The organism is Pseudomonas sp. F8002 (assembly GCF_013385495.1).
Classification (GTDB): domain Bacteria; phylum Pseudomonadota; class Gammaproteobacteria; order Pseudomonadales; family Pseudomonadaceae; genus Aquipseudomonas.
Genome location: NZ_JACAPW010000043.1, coordinates 53,741 through 70,292, shown reverse-complemented (window position 1 = coordinate 70,292; position 16,552 = coordinate 53,741). Strand labels below are relative to the sequence as shown.

The window sequence follows — 16,552 nt, the reverse complement described above, 5'->3', positions numbered from 1 at the left end:
CACAAACGTAGCAGCTGTCGAGCCTCGCCGAGGCTCGACAGCTGCTACGGGATACTCGGGCTGATTGCCGGAGTATCCAGCAGCTCATCAAACCCTGAACTGATCCATCAGGCCCTGCTGCTGATTCGCCAGGCTGTTCAACGCCTGGCTGACCCGTGCCGATTCATTCGCCTGCCCGGACAACGACTCCGTCACATCTCGAATCGTCGCCACATTGTTGTTGATCTCCTCGGCCACCGCACTTTGCTCTTCGGCGGCGCTGGCGATCTGCAGGTTCATGTCGCTGATTACCGTTACCGCATCGCCGATCTGGCGCAAGGCGGTCACGGCCTGGCCCACTTGTTCGACGCTGCCCTGGGCCTGGCGATGGCTGTTGCTCATGGAACCGACCACTTCCTGGGTACCGCTTTGCAGTTGCTCGATCACCAGGCGGGTTTCTTCCACCGACTCCTGGGTACGTCGCGCCAGGTTGCGCACTTCATCGGCGACCACCGCAAAACCACGACCGGCTTCACCCGCACGGGCGGCCTCGATAGCGGCGTTCAGTGCCAGCAGGTTGGTCTGCTCGGCGATTGCACGAATCACTTCCAGTACCGAACCGATCTTCTCGCTGTTGGCCGCCAGTCCTTCAACCTGGGTCATCGCGGTGCTCATATCCGCCGCCAGGTGGCCGATGCTGGTGGTGGTGCGGTGGATCACGGTCAAACCTTCACGCGTCGCCTGATCGGCATCGCGGGCAGCCTGGGCGGCTTGCGCGGCACTGCGGGCGACGTCCTGGGCGGTGGCGCTCATCTCGTGGGAGGCGGTGGCCACCTGGTCGACCTGACGGTATTGCTGCTCCATGCCGGCACTGGTTTCAGTGGCGATGGCGGCCGACTGGTCGGCGGTGCCACGGGCGTCCTGCACTGAGCGTTTGACCTGGGCAATGATCGGCTGCAGCTTGTCGAGGAAGCGGTTGAACCAGCCGGCCAATTCGCCGAGTTCGTCGTGTTTGTCGTAGGCCAGGCGGCGGGTCAGGTCACCTTCGCCACTGGCAATGTCTTCCAGCATGCGCGCCACACCGAGGATCGGCCGGGTCACGCTGCGGGCCATCAGCCACACCAGCAACAGGCCGACGATTGCTGCCAGCAGGCCCAGGCTCAGTTCCAGCAGAGTGCCCTTGGCGTTATCGGCGTCCAGTTTGGACTTCAGGGCTTCAGCCGGAGCCACCAGGACTTTTTCCGGAACATCCAGCAACACGCCCCACGGCTTGCCATCGGGGATCGGCTGGAACGGCGCGAGCACCTTGAGTTGGTGGTCGGTGCGCACGCTGCGGGTCTGGGTGCTGGTGGAAAGCGAACTGATCAATTGCGCGCCGTTGGCGGTGTCGACGGCATCCAGGCGCTGGCTGAGTTTGCCGGCGTCCGGACTGTAGCCGGCCAGCAGGCCCACCGGGCTGATGATGCTGACGCTGGTCTGGCCGTCGTAGAGTTTCTGGCTGGCGCCCTGGCTGACGGCTTGCAGGCTGTTGAGGTTGATGTCCACCGACAGCGAGGCGATGACTTTGCCGTTGACCATCAGCGGGAAGACGATGCTGGTCATCAGCACCTTTTGCCCATCGATCACATAGAAGTACGGCTCGATCACGCAGGGCTTGAGTGTGGTGCGCGGGCAGGTGAACCAGGCGTTGGCTTTTTCGCCGCTGGGTCCGACGCTGGTGTCGGACATGTCGCTTTCGGGCAGCGACATTGAAGTCAGCTTGCCCGCAGTCGGCTGGGACCAGTACAGCGCAAAGCGGCCCTTGTCGTTGCTGCCCAGTTCTTGCTGGTTGGCGAACAGTTCGTCCTTGCCATCCAGTGCGTTGGCCTCGAATACCAGGGACAGGCCCAGCAGGTCAGGGTTGGCCTGCAGCGCGGCCTTGACCTGCCGGGTCAGGTCTTCGCGCAGGTCGAAGGCATCCAGGAAGCGTTTCTCGGCCTGTTCGCGCAGGAACAACACCTGCCGGGAAAAACCGTGGCCGTATTGATAGGCGTCCATGAACTGCTGGCGAATGCCCAAGGCCTGGACCTCACCCTGGGCTTCGATGCGCGCCTGGGCGGCTTCGTCGAGCATTTCCATACTGGAAGCCTTGACCAGGTCGGAGCTCTGCGCCATGCGGTACAGCGAGAGACCTACCAGCAAGGTCACGATGCCCAGCAGGCAAAGACCGGCCAGCAGGGTAATTTTCCATTGAATGGACAGCTGTCTGAGCGACATGGAGCCTTCCTTAACCTTTCGATACGACAGAGACGATCTGCCTGTATCGGCGGCTCGGAAATTTTCTTTATTCAAACGATCAATTTAAAGCTGTTTGCGACGTCGTGCTTTGACATGCCCGCCCACCTGCTGCAAAGTGCGCGCCCTCTAATAAAACTCCCTTAAAACCTGGTTTGCGGCAGCCGTTCCCGACAGCAGCCCGGGCAGGTGCGTGCTTTTTTCATGTTTTCTGTCTTGAGGTAACGATGATTAATGCAGTAATCGCCGCGGTCGGCACCATGCTGGTGCTCAGCTTGTCCCGCGTGCATGTGGTGATCGCGATCATTGTCGGCGCCCTGGTGGGTGGCCTGACCGGCGGCCTGGGTATCGACGCGACGCTCAAGGCGTTCAACAGCGGCCTGGGTGGCGGTGCGACGGTGGCGTTGTCCTACGCGCTGCTCGGCGCGTTCGCCGTGGCGATTGCCAAATCCGGCCTGGCTCATGCGCTGGCCGATAAAGCCCTGCTGCTGGTGGATCGGCAGGAAGCCACGGGCGGCAGTCACGTCAAATGGCTGCTGATCGGTCTGCTCTGGGTGGTGGCCATCGCCTCGCAGAACATCCTGCCGATCCACATCGCGTTTATCCCGCTGCTGGTACCGCCGCTTTTATATGTGCTGACCAAACTGCAGCTGGACCGCCGTCTCATCGCCTGCGTCATGACCTTCGGCCTGATCACGCCCTACATGTTTCTGCCGGTGGGCTTCGGCAACATCTTCCTGAATCAGATCCTGCTGGCCAACGTGGCCAAGAGCGGTGTCGACATCAGCCAGGTCAATGTCACCCATGCCATGGGCCTCCCGGCGCTGGGCATGGTGGTCGGTTTGCTGGTGGCGGTGTTTGTCAGCTACCGCAAGAAGCGTGTGTACGACCTGGAGAAGATCGAGCGAGTCGAGCAGGTGGCGGTGCACTACAACCCGCTGACCCTGCTGGTGGCCGGCCTGGCGATTGCGGCGGCGTTCATTATCCAGCTGTGGCTGGACTCGATGATCATTGGCGCCCTGGCCGGTTTCCTGATCTTTTCGGTGTCGGGCATCGTGCGCTGGCGCGACACCGATGACCTGTTCACCGAAGGCATGAAGATGATGGCGATGATCGGCTTCATCATGATCGCCTCGTCAGGCTTTGCCGAAGTGCTCAAGGCCACTGGTGAAGTGCAGACACTCGTGCAAGCCTCCGCGGCGTTTATCGGCCATAGCCGCGGTGTGGGCGCGCTGCTGATGCTGCTGGTGGGCTTGCTGGTGACCATGGGCATCGGCTCGTCGTTTTCCACGGTGCCGATCCTGGCGGCGATCTTTGTGCCGCTGTGCGTGCAGCTGGGCTTCAGCCCGCTGGCGATCGTGTGCATCGTCGGCACGGCCGGGGCATTGGGTGATGCCGGCTCGCCTGCGTCGGACTCCACCCTGGGCCCGACTTCCGGTTTGAACATCGATGGCCAGCACCACCATATCTGGGACACCGTGGTGCCGACCTTCCTGCACTACAACATTCCGCTGCTGGCGTTTGGCTGGTTTGCCGCGATGACGCTCTGACGGGATTGTCCTACAGATTTATTGTAACTAGCCGTTAACCTCTTGAGTTGTCCCTCAAGAGAGAAGAGCCATGCGTCTGAGTCTAAAGGCCAAAGTACTGTCCCTTGCTGTCCTGCCCGTGTTGTTGTTTGCCGTGATCATCAGCCTGACCACGGTGTGGATCCTTCGGGAGCAGGCCCGCAACGAGGTCGAAGAAACCCGTCAGAACCTGCTCAACGACGCCAAGACCACCTTGCGCGGCTACGTCGAGGTGGCGATGACCACCATCAAGCCGCTGTACGACGCTGCCACCCAAGGCGATACGGCCGCACGGGCGCAAGTGGTCAAGCTGCTGTCCAACATCAGCTATGGCAAGGACGGTTATTTCTTCGGCTACGACTCCGAGACCATTCGCCTGTTCAAGGGCAACAGCCCGGACGGCGTCGGCAAAAGCTTCAAGGACAACCGCGACCCGAACGGCGTCTACGTCAACCGCGACCTGGTGAAAGTCGGCAAGGACGGCACCCACTACCTGCAATACAGCTCGACGCAGCCCGGCCAGACCGAGCTGGTGCCCAAGCTTGGCTACACCGAATACTTGCCCAAGTGGGACATGGTGATCGGTACCTCGGTGAACCTGGACGGCATCGACGCCCAGGTTGCCGAGGTTCAGGCCAAGGTGGAGAAACGCATGGAAGGTGTGGTGCTGAGCATCATCGGCATTGCCGTGGTGGTGCTGTTGGTGATTGCCGCCGTGGGCATGCTGGTGGCCAATACCATCCTGCGGCCGTTGCACCTGATGAAGATCAACCTCGACGACATCGCCGCCGGTGAGGGTGACCTGACCCGCCGCCTGGCCATCACCAGCCAGGACGAGCTCGGCGAACTGGCAGGCTCTTTCAACCGCTTTGTCGACAAGATCCACAGCCTGGTACGCCAGATCACCGAGATGACCTCCCAGCTTACCGGCCTGGTGAGCCAGGTCGCCGAGCAAGCCAACCGCTCGGAAAAGGCCATGGAGCGCCAGCGACACGAGACCGACCAGGTGGCTACCGCGATCAACGAAATGTCCTCCGCGGCCCATGAAGTGGCGCGCAGTGCCCAAGGCGCAGCCGTCGCTGCGCAGCAAACCGACGCCGAAGGCCAGGCCGCGAAAAAAGTCGTGGATGGCAGCATCGCGCAGATTCACGCGCTGGTGAACGACATCCGCAGCAGCGGCGTGTCCCTGGACAGCTTGCAGCAGGATGTGTCGTCGATTGTCAGCGTGCTTGGCGTGATCCGCTCGATTGCCGAACAGACCAACTTGCTCGCCCTCAACGCCGCCATTGAAGCCGCGCGGGCAGGGGAGGCCGGTCGTGGTTTTGCCGTGGTCGCCGACGAAGTACGGGCGTTGGCCAGCCGCACCCAGCAAAGCACCCAGGAGATCCAGGGCATGATCGACCGCCTGCAAAAAGGCACCGAGGCCGCCGTGGAATCCATGCGCCGCTCCAGCGATGCCGGCGACGGCACATCGGCCCAGGCCAACGAAGCCGGAGCGTCCCTGGACACCATGGCGCAGCTGATCGGCACCATCAACTCGATGAACGCGCAGATCGCCAGCGCGGCGGAAGAACAAACCGCCGTGGCCGAAGAGATCAACCGCAGCGTGCATCAGATCGCGGTGGCGGTGGACAGCGTGGCGGATGAAACCCAGCAGGGCGCCCAGACCTCTCGCAGCCTGGCGGACCTGGGGCAGCGGTTGGGGCAGTTGGTGGGGCAGTTCAGGATTTGATTGCAGGCTTTCGCCCATCGGCAACGTCCTGTTGCCGATGGGGTTGGCTGGATTGATCGATCAGGTCAACAGCGCCAAACGTTCCACCGTCTCCGGAAACTTCGACACCAGCCGAATCAAGGTTGCCGCCTGAGCATTGGGTGTGGCCCGGCCTTGCTCCCAATTTTCCAGGGTCCGGGTGTTGGTGCGCAGGTACATCGCAAACACCGAGCGCGACAGATTGAGTTGTTGACGCACAGCGACTACTTCGTCGGCAGTGAGCGGTGCCAGCTTGCTCAACTGCACCTTGTGGCTGCGCAGCGTTACCTTGCCTTCTCGTTCATCTGCCAGCGCGTCGAAGCCTTCGACCAGTTCGGAAAAGATGTCACGTTTCATAAGATTTTCTCGCTTTGATTTCCCTGTCCAGCAGGTGTTTGAGCGCCGTTTTGTGTTGAGCGCTCAGGTCGTCCTGTTCGTGTTTGCCATAAAGGGTGAACAGCCAGAACTGCGTACCGCCCGACCACCAGTAATAGATGACTCGCAGGCCACCCCGTTTGCCCTTGTTGCGTCGCTCGTCGACAAAGCGCACCTTGCGTAACCCGCCGGTTCCCTCTATCACGTTGCCCGCTTGCGGGTTTCTCATCAACTCTTGTTGAAAGCCGTGAAATAACTCATCACTCAGATAATCCCTGCGGTGCCGCTCAAAGGCTGGCAATTCGATAAATAGAGCATCCATGTTCTGTACGTAGCCTGCGTATAGTTTGGTGGCCCATCTGCGGTGGGTCAAGTGACCCTGCTGTGGGATGTTTCCTAAAACGCAACCACGATACGAGCGACCCAGGCAGGGTGATGCCGGAAGGGGAGGCATCTCGACGAGGAAAATTCCCTTTGTGTGTCAGACAACAAATTAATACGCCAGAAACGCAAAACGGCGCCCGAAGGCGCCGTTTTGCTTGCTGCGTTTAACTAAGCGATCAACCCGCCATCACCGCATGCTGCACCAGGGTGAGCAACGGTTGTGGGTACACACCCAGGAAGAACGCCAGCAGGGCGATTGCCAGCAGCATCACGCCGCCTGCTTTCTGTTCCCAGTGCAACTCGGCGTCCACACGGCGCAGGTTTGGCTCGATCAGGTACAAGGTCACCATCACGCGCAGGTAGTAGAAAACGCCGATGGCGCTGCCCAGTACCAGGGAAGCAACCAACCACCATTCGTGCGCTTCAACACCGGTGGCCACGATGTAGAACTTGCCGATGAAGCCCGCAGTCAGCGGGATACCCGCCAGGGACAGCATCATCACGGTCAGTACTGCGGTCAGGTACGGACGGCGCCAGAACAGGCCGCGGTATTCGTACAGGGCGTCGGCGTCGCGGCCTTTGTAAGGCGAGGACATCAGCGTGATCACACCGAATGCACCCAGGCTTGTGATCACGTAGGTGACCAGGTACACGCCGATGGCTTCCATCGCCAGGCCCTTGCTCGCCACCAGGGCGATCAGCAGGTAACCGAAGTGCGCGATGGACGAATAACCCAGCAGACGCTTGAGGTTGTTCTGGGTCAGCGCCAGCAGGTTGCCGAACAGGATCGAAGCGATGGCGATGATGGTCAGCACGTTGCTGAGTACACCGGTGTTGGCCGCAGGGGAGATCTGGAACAGACGCACCATCACGGCAAACACGGCGACTTTCGACGCGGTAGCCAGGAAAGCAGCCACCGGCGCCGGGGCGCCTTCGTACACGTCCGGGGTCCACAGGTGGAACGGCACCAGCGACAGCTTGAACGCCAGGCCGATCAGCATCATGGCCAGGCCCAGTTGGGCAATTGGCGCAGGGCTGCCGGAGGCTGCCAGGGCGTGACCGATACCGCTGAAGCTCAGGCTGCCGGCTTCTGCGTAGAGCAGGGCCATACCGAACAACAGGAACGCCGAACCGGCTGCCGACAGCACCATGTACTTGATGCCGGCTTCCAGGGAGCGCTTGTTGAAGAAGGCATACGCCACCAGGCCGTAGACCGGGATCGACAGCAGTTCCAGGCCGATGAACAAGCCGGCCAGGTGCTGCGCGCTGACCAGCACGATACCACCGGCCGCAGCCAGCAGGATCAGCAGGTACAGCTCTTCGCGGTTGCCCGGGTAGCCGGTGCCGCCTTCGCCGAGGTAGGCGTGGGCGAGCGTGACGCAGGCCAGGGTGGCAACCAGGATCAGCGCGATATACAGCAGCGCGAAGTCATCGACCATCATCAGCGGGGTCACGGCCAGTGGCGCGACCTTGAGTGCCGGGATAATCGACAGCAGGGCCAGGTTCAAGCCCGCACAGGACAGCAGGAACGTTTGCGAGTGATTGCGGCGCCAGGCGATCGCCAGCATCACCACCACGATGGTGAGGCTGGTGATCAGCAGCGGCGCAAGCGCGATAAAGTGTTGGATCGTGAATTCCATAGCGCTCTTACCGGGCCGAAGCGAGTTGAGAGAAGGCGGTGCCGAACCACTGCTGCACGCCATGCATCGTTGCGGCAGAAGTATCCAGGAACGGTTGCGGGTACACGCCGATAAACACCAGCAGTACCGCAAGGCCGAGCACCATGATCAGTTCGCGACCGTCCATGCCGTGCAACACGGTGTCGGACTTGGCCGGACCGAAGTATGCGCGGTGGATCATGATCAGCGAGTAGACCGAACCGAACACCAGGCCAGACGTAGCGATCGCACTGACCCACGGCGTATGCACGAAGGCACCCATCAGGATCAGGAACTCGCCGATGAAGTTACCGGTACCCGGCAAGCCCAGGGATGCGGCGGCGAAGAACAGGCTGATGGCCGGCAGGTAGGCGATACGTGACCACACGCCACCCATCTCGCGCATGTCACGAGTGTGCAGGCGCTCGTACAGTTGGCCGCTGAGGATAAACAGTGCCGCTGCCGACACACCGTGAGCCAGCATCTGGATCACTGCGCCTTGCAGCGCCAGTTGGCTGCCGGAGTAGATGCCGATCAGTACGAAGCCCATGTGGGAAACGGACGAGAAGGCAATCAGACGCTTGATGTCGGTTTGGGCGAAGGCCAGGAACGCACCGTAGAAGATCCCGATCAGACCGAGGGTCATGGCGATCGGCGCGAACTCGGCCGAGGCATTCGGGAACAGCGGCAGGGCGAAACGCAGCAGGCCGTAGGCCGCCGTCTTCAACAGGATACCGGCCAGGTCGACGGAACCTGCAGTCGGCGCCTGGGCGTGAGCGTCAGGCAACCAGGAGTGAAACGGCACCACCGGCAGCTTCACCGCGAACGCGATGAAGAAGCCCAGCATCAGGATGTACTCGGTGGTCAGGGACATCTTGGTTTTCAACAGGTCGGCGTAGTTGAACGTGATCACGCCCGTGCTGTTGAAGTTGACCAGTACCAGGCCCAGGATCGCCACCAACATGATCAGGCCGGAAGCCTGGGTGAAGATGAAGAACTTGGTCGCCGCGTAGATCCGGGTTTTCTTGCCGTCCGAAGAACTGTGACCCCAGAGCGCGATGAGGAAGTACATCGGCACCAGCATCATTTCCCAGAAGAAGAAGAACATGAACAGGTCGAGGGCGAGGAACACGCCGACAACGCCGCCCAGGATCCACATCAGGTTCAGGTGGAAGAAGCCCACGTGACGCTGGATCTCTTTCCAGGAGCAGAGTACCGAGAGGATACCCAGCAGGCCGGTCAGCAGGATCATCAACAGCGACAGGCCGTCGAGGGCCAGGTGCACGTTGATGCCGAAGCGCTGGATCCACACGTGCTTGAATTCAAGCGCGAAGGTTGGATCGACACCCGGTGCCGGAGCAAATGAATAGTCGCCATGGGCCCACAGCCAGAGGCCGAGCGCGAGTTCCAGGGACATGGTCAGCAACGCAATCCAGCGGGGGAGGGTGGCGCCGAAGCGTTCACCCATCCAGCAGAGCAGGCCGCCGATAAAGGGGATCAGGATTAGCCAGGGCAGAATCATGACGGGCTCGTTTCCTTTCGCAAGTTCGCAAAGTTCGCAATGTGCATAGTCAGACCGCGACCACGATGATGGCGCCGATTACCAGGACGGCACCGGCCGCCATGGAAGCTGCATACCAGCGCAATTGGCCGGTCTCGCTGCGGCTCAGGGCGGTGTGACCGGCCTTGGCGGCACGCGGGATCAAACCGATGGTCTGGTCGAGCGGGTCTTTGCGCAGTACGTGGCTGATCGCAAGGTACGGCTTGACGAACAGTTTGTCGTAGATCCAGTCGAAGCCCCAGGCAGCGAACCACCAGGCCGAAAGGAAGCGGCCAATGCCACTGTTGGCGATGGCGGTGACGAAGCGGCGCTTGCCGAGGAACAGCAGGGCCGCCAGCAGGATACCCGCGATGGCGATGGCGCCCGAGGCGATTTCCAGGCTGTGCTTGGCTGCACCACCGGCATGGCCGGCGCTTTCCGGCAAAACACCGGCCAGTGGCGGGGTGATCATGGCGCCGACGAAGGTCGACAGGATGATCAGCACCGACAGTGGCAGCCAGTGGGAAATGCCATGGCCTGCGTGGGCTTCAGTCTTGGCTTCACCGTGGAACGTGATGAAGATCAGGCGGAAGGTGTACAGCGAGGTCATGAACGCACCTACCAGGCCGGCGTACAGCAGGCCGTGGTTACCGCTGGCAAAGGCTTCCCAGAGGATTTCGTCTTTCGAGTAGAAACCTGCGGTCACCAGTGGCAGGGCCGACAAGGCCGCGCCGCCGACGATGAAGCTGGCGTAGGCCAACGGCAGTTTCTTCCACAGGCCGCCCATCTTGAAGATGTTCTGCTCGTGGTGGCAGGCAACGATCACCGCACCGGAAGCAAGGAACAGCAGGGCCTTGAAGAAGGCGTGGGTCATCAGGTGGAAGATCGCGCCGTCCCAGGCGCCAACGCCCAGGGCCAGGAACATGTAGCCGATCTGGCTCATGGTCGAGTAGGCGAGGATACGCTTGATGTCGGTCTGAACCAGGGCAGCAAAACCTGCCAGTACCAGGGTCACGCCACCCACCAGGCCCACCAGGTGCAGAATCTCCGGCGCCAGGGTGAACAGGCCGTGGGTACGGGCAATCAGGTAGACACCGGCGGTTACCATGGTCGCGGCGTGGATCAGTGCCGAAACCGGGGTAGGGCCGGCCATCGCATCCGCCAGCCAGGTTTGCAGCGGCAGTTGTGCGGATTTACCGACCGCGCCACCCAGCAGCATCAGGGTCGCCAGGGTGATCCAAAAGTCGCCGACCTGGAATTTCTGCGGTGCCAGCACCAGCAGTTCCTGGATGTTCAGCGTGCCCACCTGTTGGAACAGGATGAACAGGCCGATGGCCATGAACACGTCACCGATCCGGGTCACGATAAAGGCTTTGAGTGCGGCGTTACCGTTGTTGCGGTTGCTGTAGTAGAAACCGATCAACAGGTACGAGCACAGGCCCACGCCTTCCCAGCCGAAGTACAGGAACAACAGGTTATCGCCCAGCACCAGGAACAGCATGCTCGCGATAAACAGGTTGGTGTAGGCGAAGAAGCGCGAGTAACCGGCTTCACCGCGCATGTACCAGGACGCGAACAGGTGGATCAGGAAGCCTACACCGACGACCACGCCGAGCATGGTGATCGACAGGCCGTCGACGTAGAGGGCGAAGTTGGGCTTGAAACCCTCCACCGACATCCACTGCCACAACACCAGCGTGTAGTGACCGCCTTCAGGCGGTGCGACGTTGAATTGCCAGATGACGTAGGCGGCGACAATTGCCGACAGGCCGATGGAACCCACGCCGACCAGGGCCGAGAGGTTTTCCGACCAGCGTCCACGGGAGAACGACAGCAGCAGGAAACCGATCAGGGGAAATACGAAAGTCAGAAAGATCATGTTCATCCGCGCATCTCACTGGCAGCGTCGATATCAAGCGTGTGGAAGCGACGATACAGTTGCAGCAGGATCGCCAGGCCAATACTGGCCTCGGCGGCTGCCAGGCTGATCACCAGGATGAACATCACTTGTCCATCCGGCTGGCCCCAACGGCTACCGGCCACGATGAACGCGAGTGCCGCGGCGTTCATCATGATTTCCAGGCTCATCAACACGAACAGAATGTTGCGGCGAACCATCAGGCCGACCAGGCCAAGGCAGAACAGGATGCCGGCGACCGCCAGACCATGCTCCAAAGGGATAGCAGGCATCGTCATTGCTCCTTGGCTTCGTTGCGGCCCAAGTGGAAGGCGGTGATGGCTGCAGCGAGCAGCAGCATCGAAGCCAGTTCGACCACCAGCAGGTACGGGCCGAACAGGCTGATGCCCACGGCTTTCGCGTCTACGGTGGTGTGGCCGATGGCCTGGCCGCTCTGGTGAGCGAACAGCACATACAGCAGTTCGCCCAGCAGCAGGGCTGCGAGGATCACCGGGCCGAGCCAGATGCCGGGCTTGAGCCAGACGCGTTCCTGGGCGACAGACGCGGGCCCCAGGTTGAGCATCATCACCACAAACACGAACAGCACCATGATGGCGCCGGCGTAGGCGATCACTTCCAGTACACCGGCGAACGGTGCGCCGAGGCTGAAGAAGGTCATGGCCACGGCGATCAGCGAAATGATCAGGTAGAGCAGGGCGTGCACAGGGTTAGTGTTGGTGATCACGCGAAGCGTGGACACCACTGCAATACCCGATGCGAAATAGAAAGCGAATTCCATCTTTCTTCCTTAAGGCAGCAAGCTCTTCACGTTGATCGGCTCGGCTTCGTTTTGTGCGGCGCCTTTCGGCTTACCGGCAACGGCCATACCTGCAACACGATAGAAGTTGTAATCAGGGTTTTTACCGGGACCAGAGATCAGCAGATCTTCTTTCTCGTACACCAGGTCCTGACGTTTGAACTCGGCCATCTCGAAATCCGGTGTCAGCTGGATCGCGGTGGTCGGGCAAGCTTCCTCGCAGAGGCCGCAGAAAATGCAGCGCGAGAAGTTGATGCGGAAGAAGTCCGGGTACCAGCGACCGTCTTCGGTTTCAGCTTTCTGCAGCGAGATGCAACCCACCGGGCACGCCACGGCGCACAGGTTGCAGGCCACGCAGCGCTCTTCGCCGTCGGGGTCGCGGGTCAGGACAATGCGGCCGCGATAACGCGGCGGCAGGTACACCGCTTCTTCCGGGTATTGCAGGGTGTCGCGTTTGCGAAAGCCGTGACCGAACACCATCACCAGGCTTCGCAACTGGGTACCGGTACCCTTAACGATGTCGCCAATATATTTGAACATGGGTCAAATCCTCACTGAACCGCGCCCGCTGGCGTGTTCAACAACACAACGGCAGCAGTCACCAGCAAATTGATCAGGGTCAGCGGCAGGCAGAATCGCCAGCTGAAATCCATCACCTGGTCATACCGTGGACGCGGGATGGAAGCGCGCAGCAGGATGAACAGCATGATGAAGAACGCGGTCTTCAGGAAGAACCAGAAGAACGCCAGCTGCGGCAGGATGCCGAACGGACCGTGCCAGCCGCCGAAGAACAGCGTGACCAGCAGGGCCGAGATCAAGATGATGCCGATGTATTCACCAACGAAGAACATGCCCCATTTCATGCCGGCGTATTCAATGTGGTAACCGTCGGCCAGTTCCTGTTCCGCTTCCGGCTGGTCGAACGGGTGACGGTGAGTCACGGCGACGCCAGCGATGAAGAACGTACAGAAGCCGAAGAACTGCGGAATGATGAACCACAGGTTCTGCGCCTGGTACTCGACGATGTCGCGCATGTTGAACGAGCCCACCTGCACCACGATGCCCATCAGCGCGAGGCCCATGAACACTTCGTAGGACACGGTCTGGGCCGAGGCCCGCAAGCTGCCCAGCAGGGCGAACTTGTTGTTGCTCGACCAGCCGGCGAACAGCACCGCGTAGACCGACAAGCCGGCCATGGCGAAGAAGAACAGCAAGCCGATGTTCAGGTCCGCCACGCCCCAGGTCGGGGTGATCGGGATGATTGCGAAGGCAATCAGCAAGGCGCTCATGGCCACGACCGGTGCGAGGGTGAAGATCACCTTGTCGGCAAACGGCGGGGTCCAGTCTTCCTTGAAGAACATTTTCAGCATGTCGGCGGCGATCTGGAACATACCAAACGGGCCAACGCGGTTCGGACCGTAACGGTCCTGCCACCAGCCCAGCAGGCGACGTTCGACGAAGCTGAGCAGGGCGCCCGCCACGACCACGGCCAACAGGATCACGATGGCCTTGACCACCGCGATGATCACGTCGATCACTTCAGGGGTGAACCAGGTCATTGAGCTGCCTCCTGCAGACCGTCAACGGTGAGGCCGAAGATCGCCGGAGGAATCCCCGCGAGGCCTTTTGGCAATGCAACCAGGCCAGCACCCAACTCTTCGTCGATGCGCAGCGGCAGACGCAGGGTCTTGCCGGCGACGTTCACGCTGAGCAGGGCACCGTCGTTGACGCCCAGGCGGTCGGCTTCGGACTTGGCTACGGACACGTAGGCGGCTGGAATGCGCTCTTGTACCGGCGCGGCTTTGGAAGAAGTCTCTTCGCTGCCGAACAGGTGGAAGAACGGCACAACCTGCCAGGTACCCTGGGCCGGGTTGAACGGACGCGGAACGCTGGCGAACCAGTTCAGCGAGTCACCGGTGCTTTCGATCAGGCGGGTGCCCGGGTCGCCGGCACGAATGTGGCCACCGACTTCGTCCTGGAACTTGTTCCAGGCCTGCGGCGAGTTCCAGCCCGGCGACCAGGCGAAAGGCACCTGCTGACGTGGCTCGACCGAACCCGAGTAACCTTCCATGGAGAAGGCAAACGCGGTGTCGTTGTCTTGCGGTGTACGTGGCTCATGCACGCTGATGTCAGCCCGCATGGCGGTACGGCCGGAGTAACGCAACGGTTCACGGGCGAGTTTCATGCCCTTGATGCGGAACGCGGCGGACGGTGCAGCGTCGACGATGCGCGCCAGTTGCGGTGCGGCTGCGGCTGTGGCGGCAGTCACGTGGTCGAGCTGGGTCCAGTCGATCGGCTGGTTCAGCAGGGTAGCGCGCAGGGCATGCAGCCAGCGCCAGCCTTCGTGAACCAGGATGCTGGCGTCCATGTACTTCGGATCGAATACCTGGAAGAAGCGCTGGGCGCGGCCTTCCTGGCTGACCAGGGTACCGTCGCCTTCAGCAAAGCTGGCGGCGGGCAGTACCAGGTGGGCGCGGTCGCTGGTGGCGGTTTTCTGGTGGTCGGCAACGATCACCACTTTGGCCGCGTTCAGCGCTGCGTCGACCTTGGCCGAATCAGTGCGGGTGTACAGGTCGTTTTCCAGTACCACGATCGCATCGCTGCTGCCGTCGGTCACGGCTTGCAGGGCGGCGTCCAGGGACTCGCCACCGAGCATGGCCAGGCCGAGGCTGTTGGCTTCCGGCACGATCAGGCTGATGGAACCGTTCTTCTCGCGCAGCTTCAAGGCTTTGGCAATGTTGGCAGCGGCTTCGATCAGCGCCTTGGAACCCAACGAGGTACCGGCAATGATCAATGGACGCTTGGCGGCCAGCAGGGCGTCGGCGATGCGCTTGGCCAGTTCAGCGGCTTCAGCGTCCAGGCCTTCTACGGCAGGCGCGCTGGCGTCGAGGGCGTGGGCCACGGCGAAACCGATGCGGGCCAGGTCGTCAGGCGCGGCGTGTACGCATTCTTCTGCGATGTCGTCGAGCTTGGTGGCGGTCAGACTGGCGATAAACAGCGGGTTCAGCGCGTGCTGGCCGATGTTTTTCACCGCAGCGTCGAGCCATGGCTGGACGCGCATGGCGTCGGCCATGTCTTCGGCCTTGCCTTTTACCGACTGGCGCAGGGACAGGGCGACACGGGCAGCGGTCTGGGTCAGGTCTTCACCGAGGACGAAGATCGCGTCATGGTCTTCGATGTCGCGCATGTTCGGAACCGGCAGAGGGCTGTCGTTCAACACTTGCAGCACCAGGCGGATGCGCTCCAGTTCACCGGCTTCGATACCCGAGTAGAAGTGCTCGGCACCCACCAGTTCGCGCAACGCGTAGTTGCTTTCGAGGCTGGCGCGGGGCGAACCGATACCGACGATGTTGCGACCGCGCAGCAGGTCAGCGGCTTTATCCAGTGCTTCGTCGAGGCTCAGCTTGGCGCCGTCGGCCAGCAGTGGCTGACGCGGGCGGTCTTCGCGGTTGACGTAGCCGTAGCCGAAACGGCCACGGTCGCACAGGAAGTACTGGTTGACCGAACCGTTGAAGCGGTTTTCGATCCGACGCAGTTCGCCGTAGCGTTCGCCCGGGGAGATGTTGCAACCGCTGGAGCAGCCATGGCAGATGCTCGGCGAGAACTGCATGTCCCACTTGCGGTTGTAGCGCTCGGAGTGAGTCTTGTCGGTGAACACACCGGTCGGGCAGACCTCGGTGAGGTTGCCGGAGAACTCGCTTTCCAGGGTGCCGTCTTCAACGCGACCGAAGTACACGTTGTCGTGGGCGCCAAACACACCGAGGTCGGTACCGCCGGCGTAGTCCTTATAGAAGCGCACGCAGCGGTAGCAAGCGATGCAGCGGTTCATCTCGTGGGAAATGAACGGGCCCAGTTGCTGGTTCTGGTGGGTACGCTTGGTGAAGCGATACCGGCGCTCGTTGTGGCCGGTCATCACGGTCATGTCTTGCAGGTGGCAGTGGCCGCCTTCCTCACACACAGGGCAGTCGTGCGGGTGGTTGGTCATCAGCCATTCGACGACGCTGGCGCGAAACACTTTCGCTTCTTCGTCTTCGATGGAGATCCAGCTGCCGTCGGTGGCAGGGGTCATGCAGGACATGACGATACGACCACGGGTGTCGTTCTCGTCGGTGTACTGCTTGACCGCGCACTGGCGGCAAGCGCCAACGCTGCCAAGGGCGGGGTGCCAGCAGAAATATGGAATGTCGAGGCCTAGCGACAGACACGCCTGTAACAGGTTGTCTGCCCCATCGACTTCGAGCTCTTTGCCGTCTACGTGGATAGTGGCCATGGTTCAAAGTTCTTCGTTGGCCCGGTGTCAGCGGGCGTGG

The 16,552-nt window shown here is 61.4% G+C and carries 13 protein-coding genes and 2 pseudogenes; 3 read left to right on the top strand and 12 right to left on the bottom strand.

All coding sequences use genetic code 11. The features are described 5' to 3' along the window. Positions 1–87: 87 nt before the first annotated feature. Both HX811_RS32340 and HX811_RS32335 read right to left on the bottom strand, forming a co-directional pair. Positions 88–843, bottom strand: coding sequence for a methyl-accepting chemotaxis protein (locus HX811_RS32340; protein WP_371132465.1), 756 nt, complete (start codon positions 841–843; stop codon positions 88–90). Between the two features lie 102 nt (positions 844–945). Next, positions 946–1,092: pseudogene (locus HX811_RS32335) on the bottom strand (HAMP domain-containing protein); the annotation flags it as partial. 1,391 nt (positions 1,093–2,483) lie between these two features. On the opposite strand from HX811_RS32335, the gene HX811_RS28655 reads away from it, so the two are divergent. The 3 genes and pseudogenes from HX811_RS28655 (at position 2,484) to HX811_RS32325 (ending at position 5,553) form a co-directional block, all read left to right on the top strand. Further along, complete coding sequence (locus HX811_RS28655) at positions 2,484–3,803, top strand: Na+/H+ antiporter family protein (protein ID WP_161635727.1); 1,320 nt, start codon at positions 2,484–2,486, stop codon at positions 3,801–3,803. 70 nt (positions 3,804–3,873) lie between these two features. Then, positions 3,874–4,695: pseudogene (locus tag HX811_RS32330) on the top strand (cache domain-containing protein); the annotation flags it as partial. A 36-nt stretch (positions 4,696–4,731) separates the two neighbouring features. After that, positions 4,732–5,553 carry a methyl-accepting chemotaxis protein gene (locus HX811_RS32325; protein ID WP_371132463.1) on the top strand — a complete coding sequence of 274 codons (822 nt, stop codon included), beginning with the start codon at positions 4,732–4,734 and terminating at the stop codon, positions 5,551–5,553. A 60-nt stretch (positions 5,554–5,613) separates the two neighbouring features. Here HX811_RS32325 and HX811_RS28645 read toward each other — a convergent pair whose 3' ends face one another. From HX811_RS28645 to nuoG, 10 genes are all read right to left on the bottom strand, one after another. Beyond that, a complete protein-coding gene (locus tag HX811_RS28645; protein WP_003219555.1) occupies positions 5,614–5,928 on the bottom strand; it encodes a DNA-binding transcriptional regulator in 315 nt (104 codons plus the stop codon). Further along, complete coding sequence (locus HX811_RS28640) at positions 5,918–6,268, bottom strand: toxin (RefSeq protein WP_032899042.1); 351 nt, start codon at positions 6,266–6,268, stop codon at positions 5,918–5,920. The genes HX811_RS28645 and HX811_RS28640 overlap by 11 nt, the downstream gene beginning before the upstream one ends. A 238-nt stretch (positions 6,269–6,506) precedes the next feature. Next, positions 6,507–7,970: an NADH-quinone oxidoreductase subunit NuoN gene (gene nuoN, locus HX811_RS28635; protein WP_003219557.1), complete on the bottom strand. Its 1,464-nt coding sequence runs from the start codon at positions 7,968–7,970 to the stop codon at positions 6,507–6,509. Positions 7,971–7,977: 7 nt separating this feature from the next. Continuing rightward, positions 7,978–9,510 (bottom strand): NADH-quinone oxidoreductase subunit M, encoded by a 1,533-nt coding sequence (nuoM, locus tag HX811_RS28630; RefSeq protein WP_003219558.1) that lies wholly within the window; start codon positions 9,508–9,510, stop codon positions 7,978–7,980. Between the two features lie 49 nt (positions 9,511–9,559). Then, positions 9,560–11,413, bottom strand: a complete 1,854-nt coding sequence (nuoL, locus tag HX811_RS28625) for an NADH-quinone oxidoreductase subunit L (RefSeq protein WP_003219559.1) — start codon at positions 11,411–11,413, stop codon at positions 9,560–9,562. After that, entirely contained in the window at positions 11,410–11,718 is a 309-nt protein-coding gene (nuoK, locus tag HX811_RS28620; protein ID WP_003219560.1) for an NADH-quinone oxidoreductase subunit NuoK, read from the bottom strand. The genes nuoL and nuoK overlap by 4 nt, the downstream gene beginning before the upstream one ends. 2 nt (positions 11,719–11,720) lie before the next feature. Further along, a complete protein-coding gene (gene nuoJ / locus HX811_RS28615; protein WP_003219561.1) occupies positions 11,721–12,224 on the bottom strand; it encodes an NADH-quinone oxidoreductase subunit J in 504 nt (167 codons plus the stop codon). A 9-nt stretch (positions 12,225–12,233) separates the two neighbouring features. Next, the gene (gene nuoI, locus HX811_RS28610) at positions 12,234–12,782 is read right to left on the bottom strand and encodes an NADH-quinone oxidoreductase subunit NuoI (RefSeq protein ID WP_003174725.1); all 549 of its coding nucleotides are present in this window, start codon (positions 12,780–12,782) and stop codon (positions 12,234–12,236) included. Between the two features lie 11 nt (positions 12,783–12,793). Further along, positions 12,794–13,801 carry an NADH-quinone oxidoreductase subunit NuoH gene (gene nuoH, locus HX811_RS28605; protein WP_003219563.1) on the bottom strand — a complete coding sequence of 336 codons (1,008 nt, stop codon included), beginning with the start codon at positions 13,799–13,801 and terminating at the stop codon, positions 12,794–12,796. Further along, positions 13,798–16,512, bottom strand: coding sequence for an NADH-quinone oxidoreductase subunit NuoG (nuoG, locus tag HX811_RS28600; RefSeq protein ID WP_177048408.1), 2,715 nt, complete (start codon positions 16,510–16,512; stop codon positions 13,798–13,800). The genes nuoH and nuoG overlap by 4 nt, the downstream gene beginning before the upstream one ends. Between the last annotated feature and the right edge of the window lie 40 nt (positions 16,513–16,552).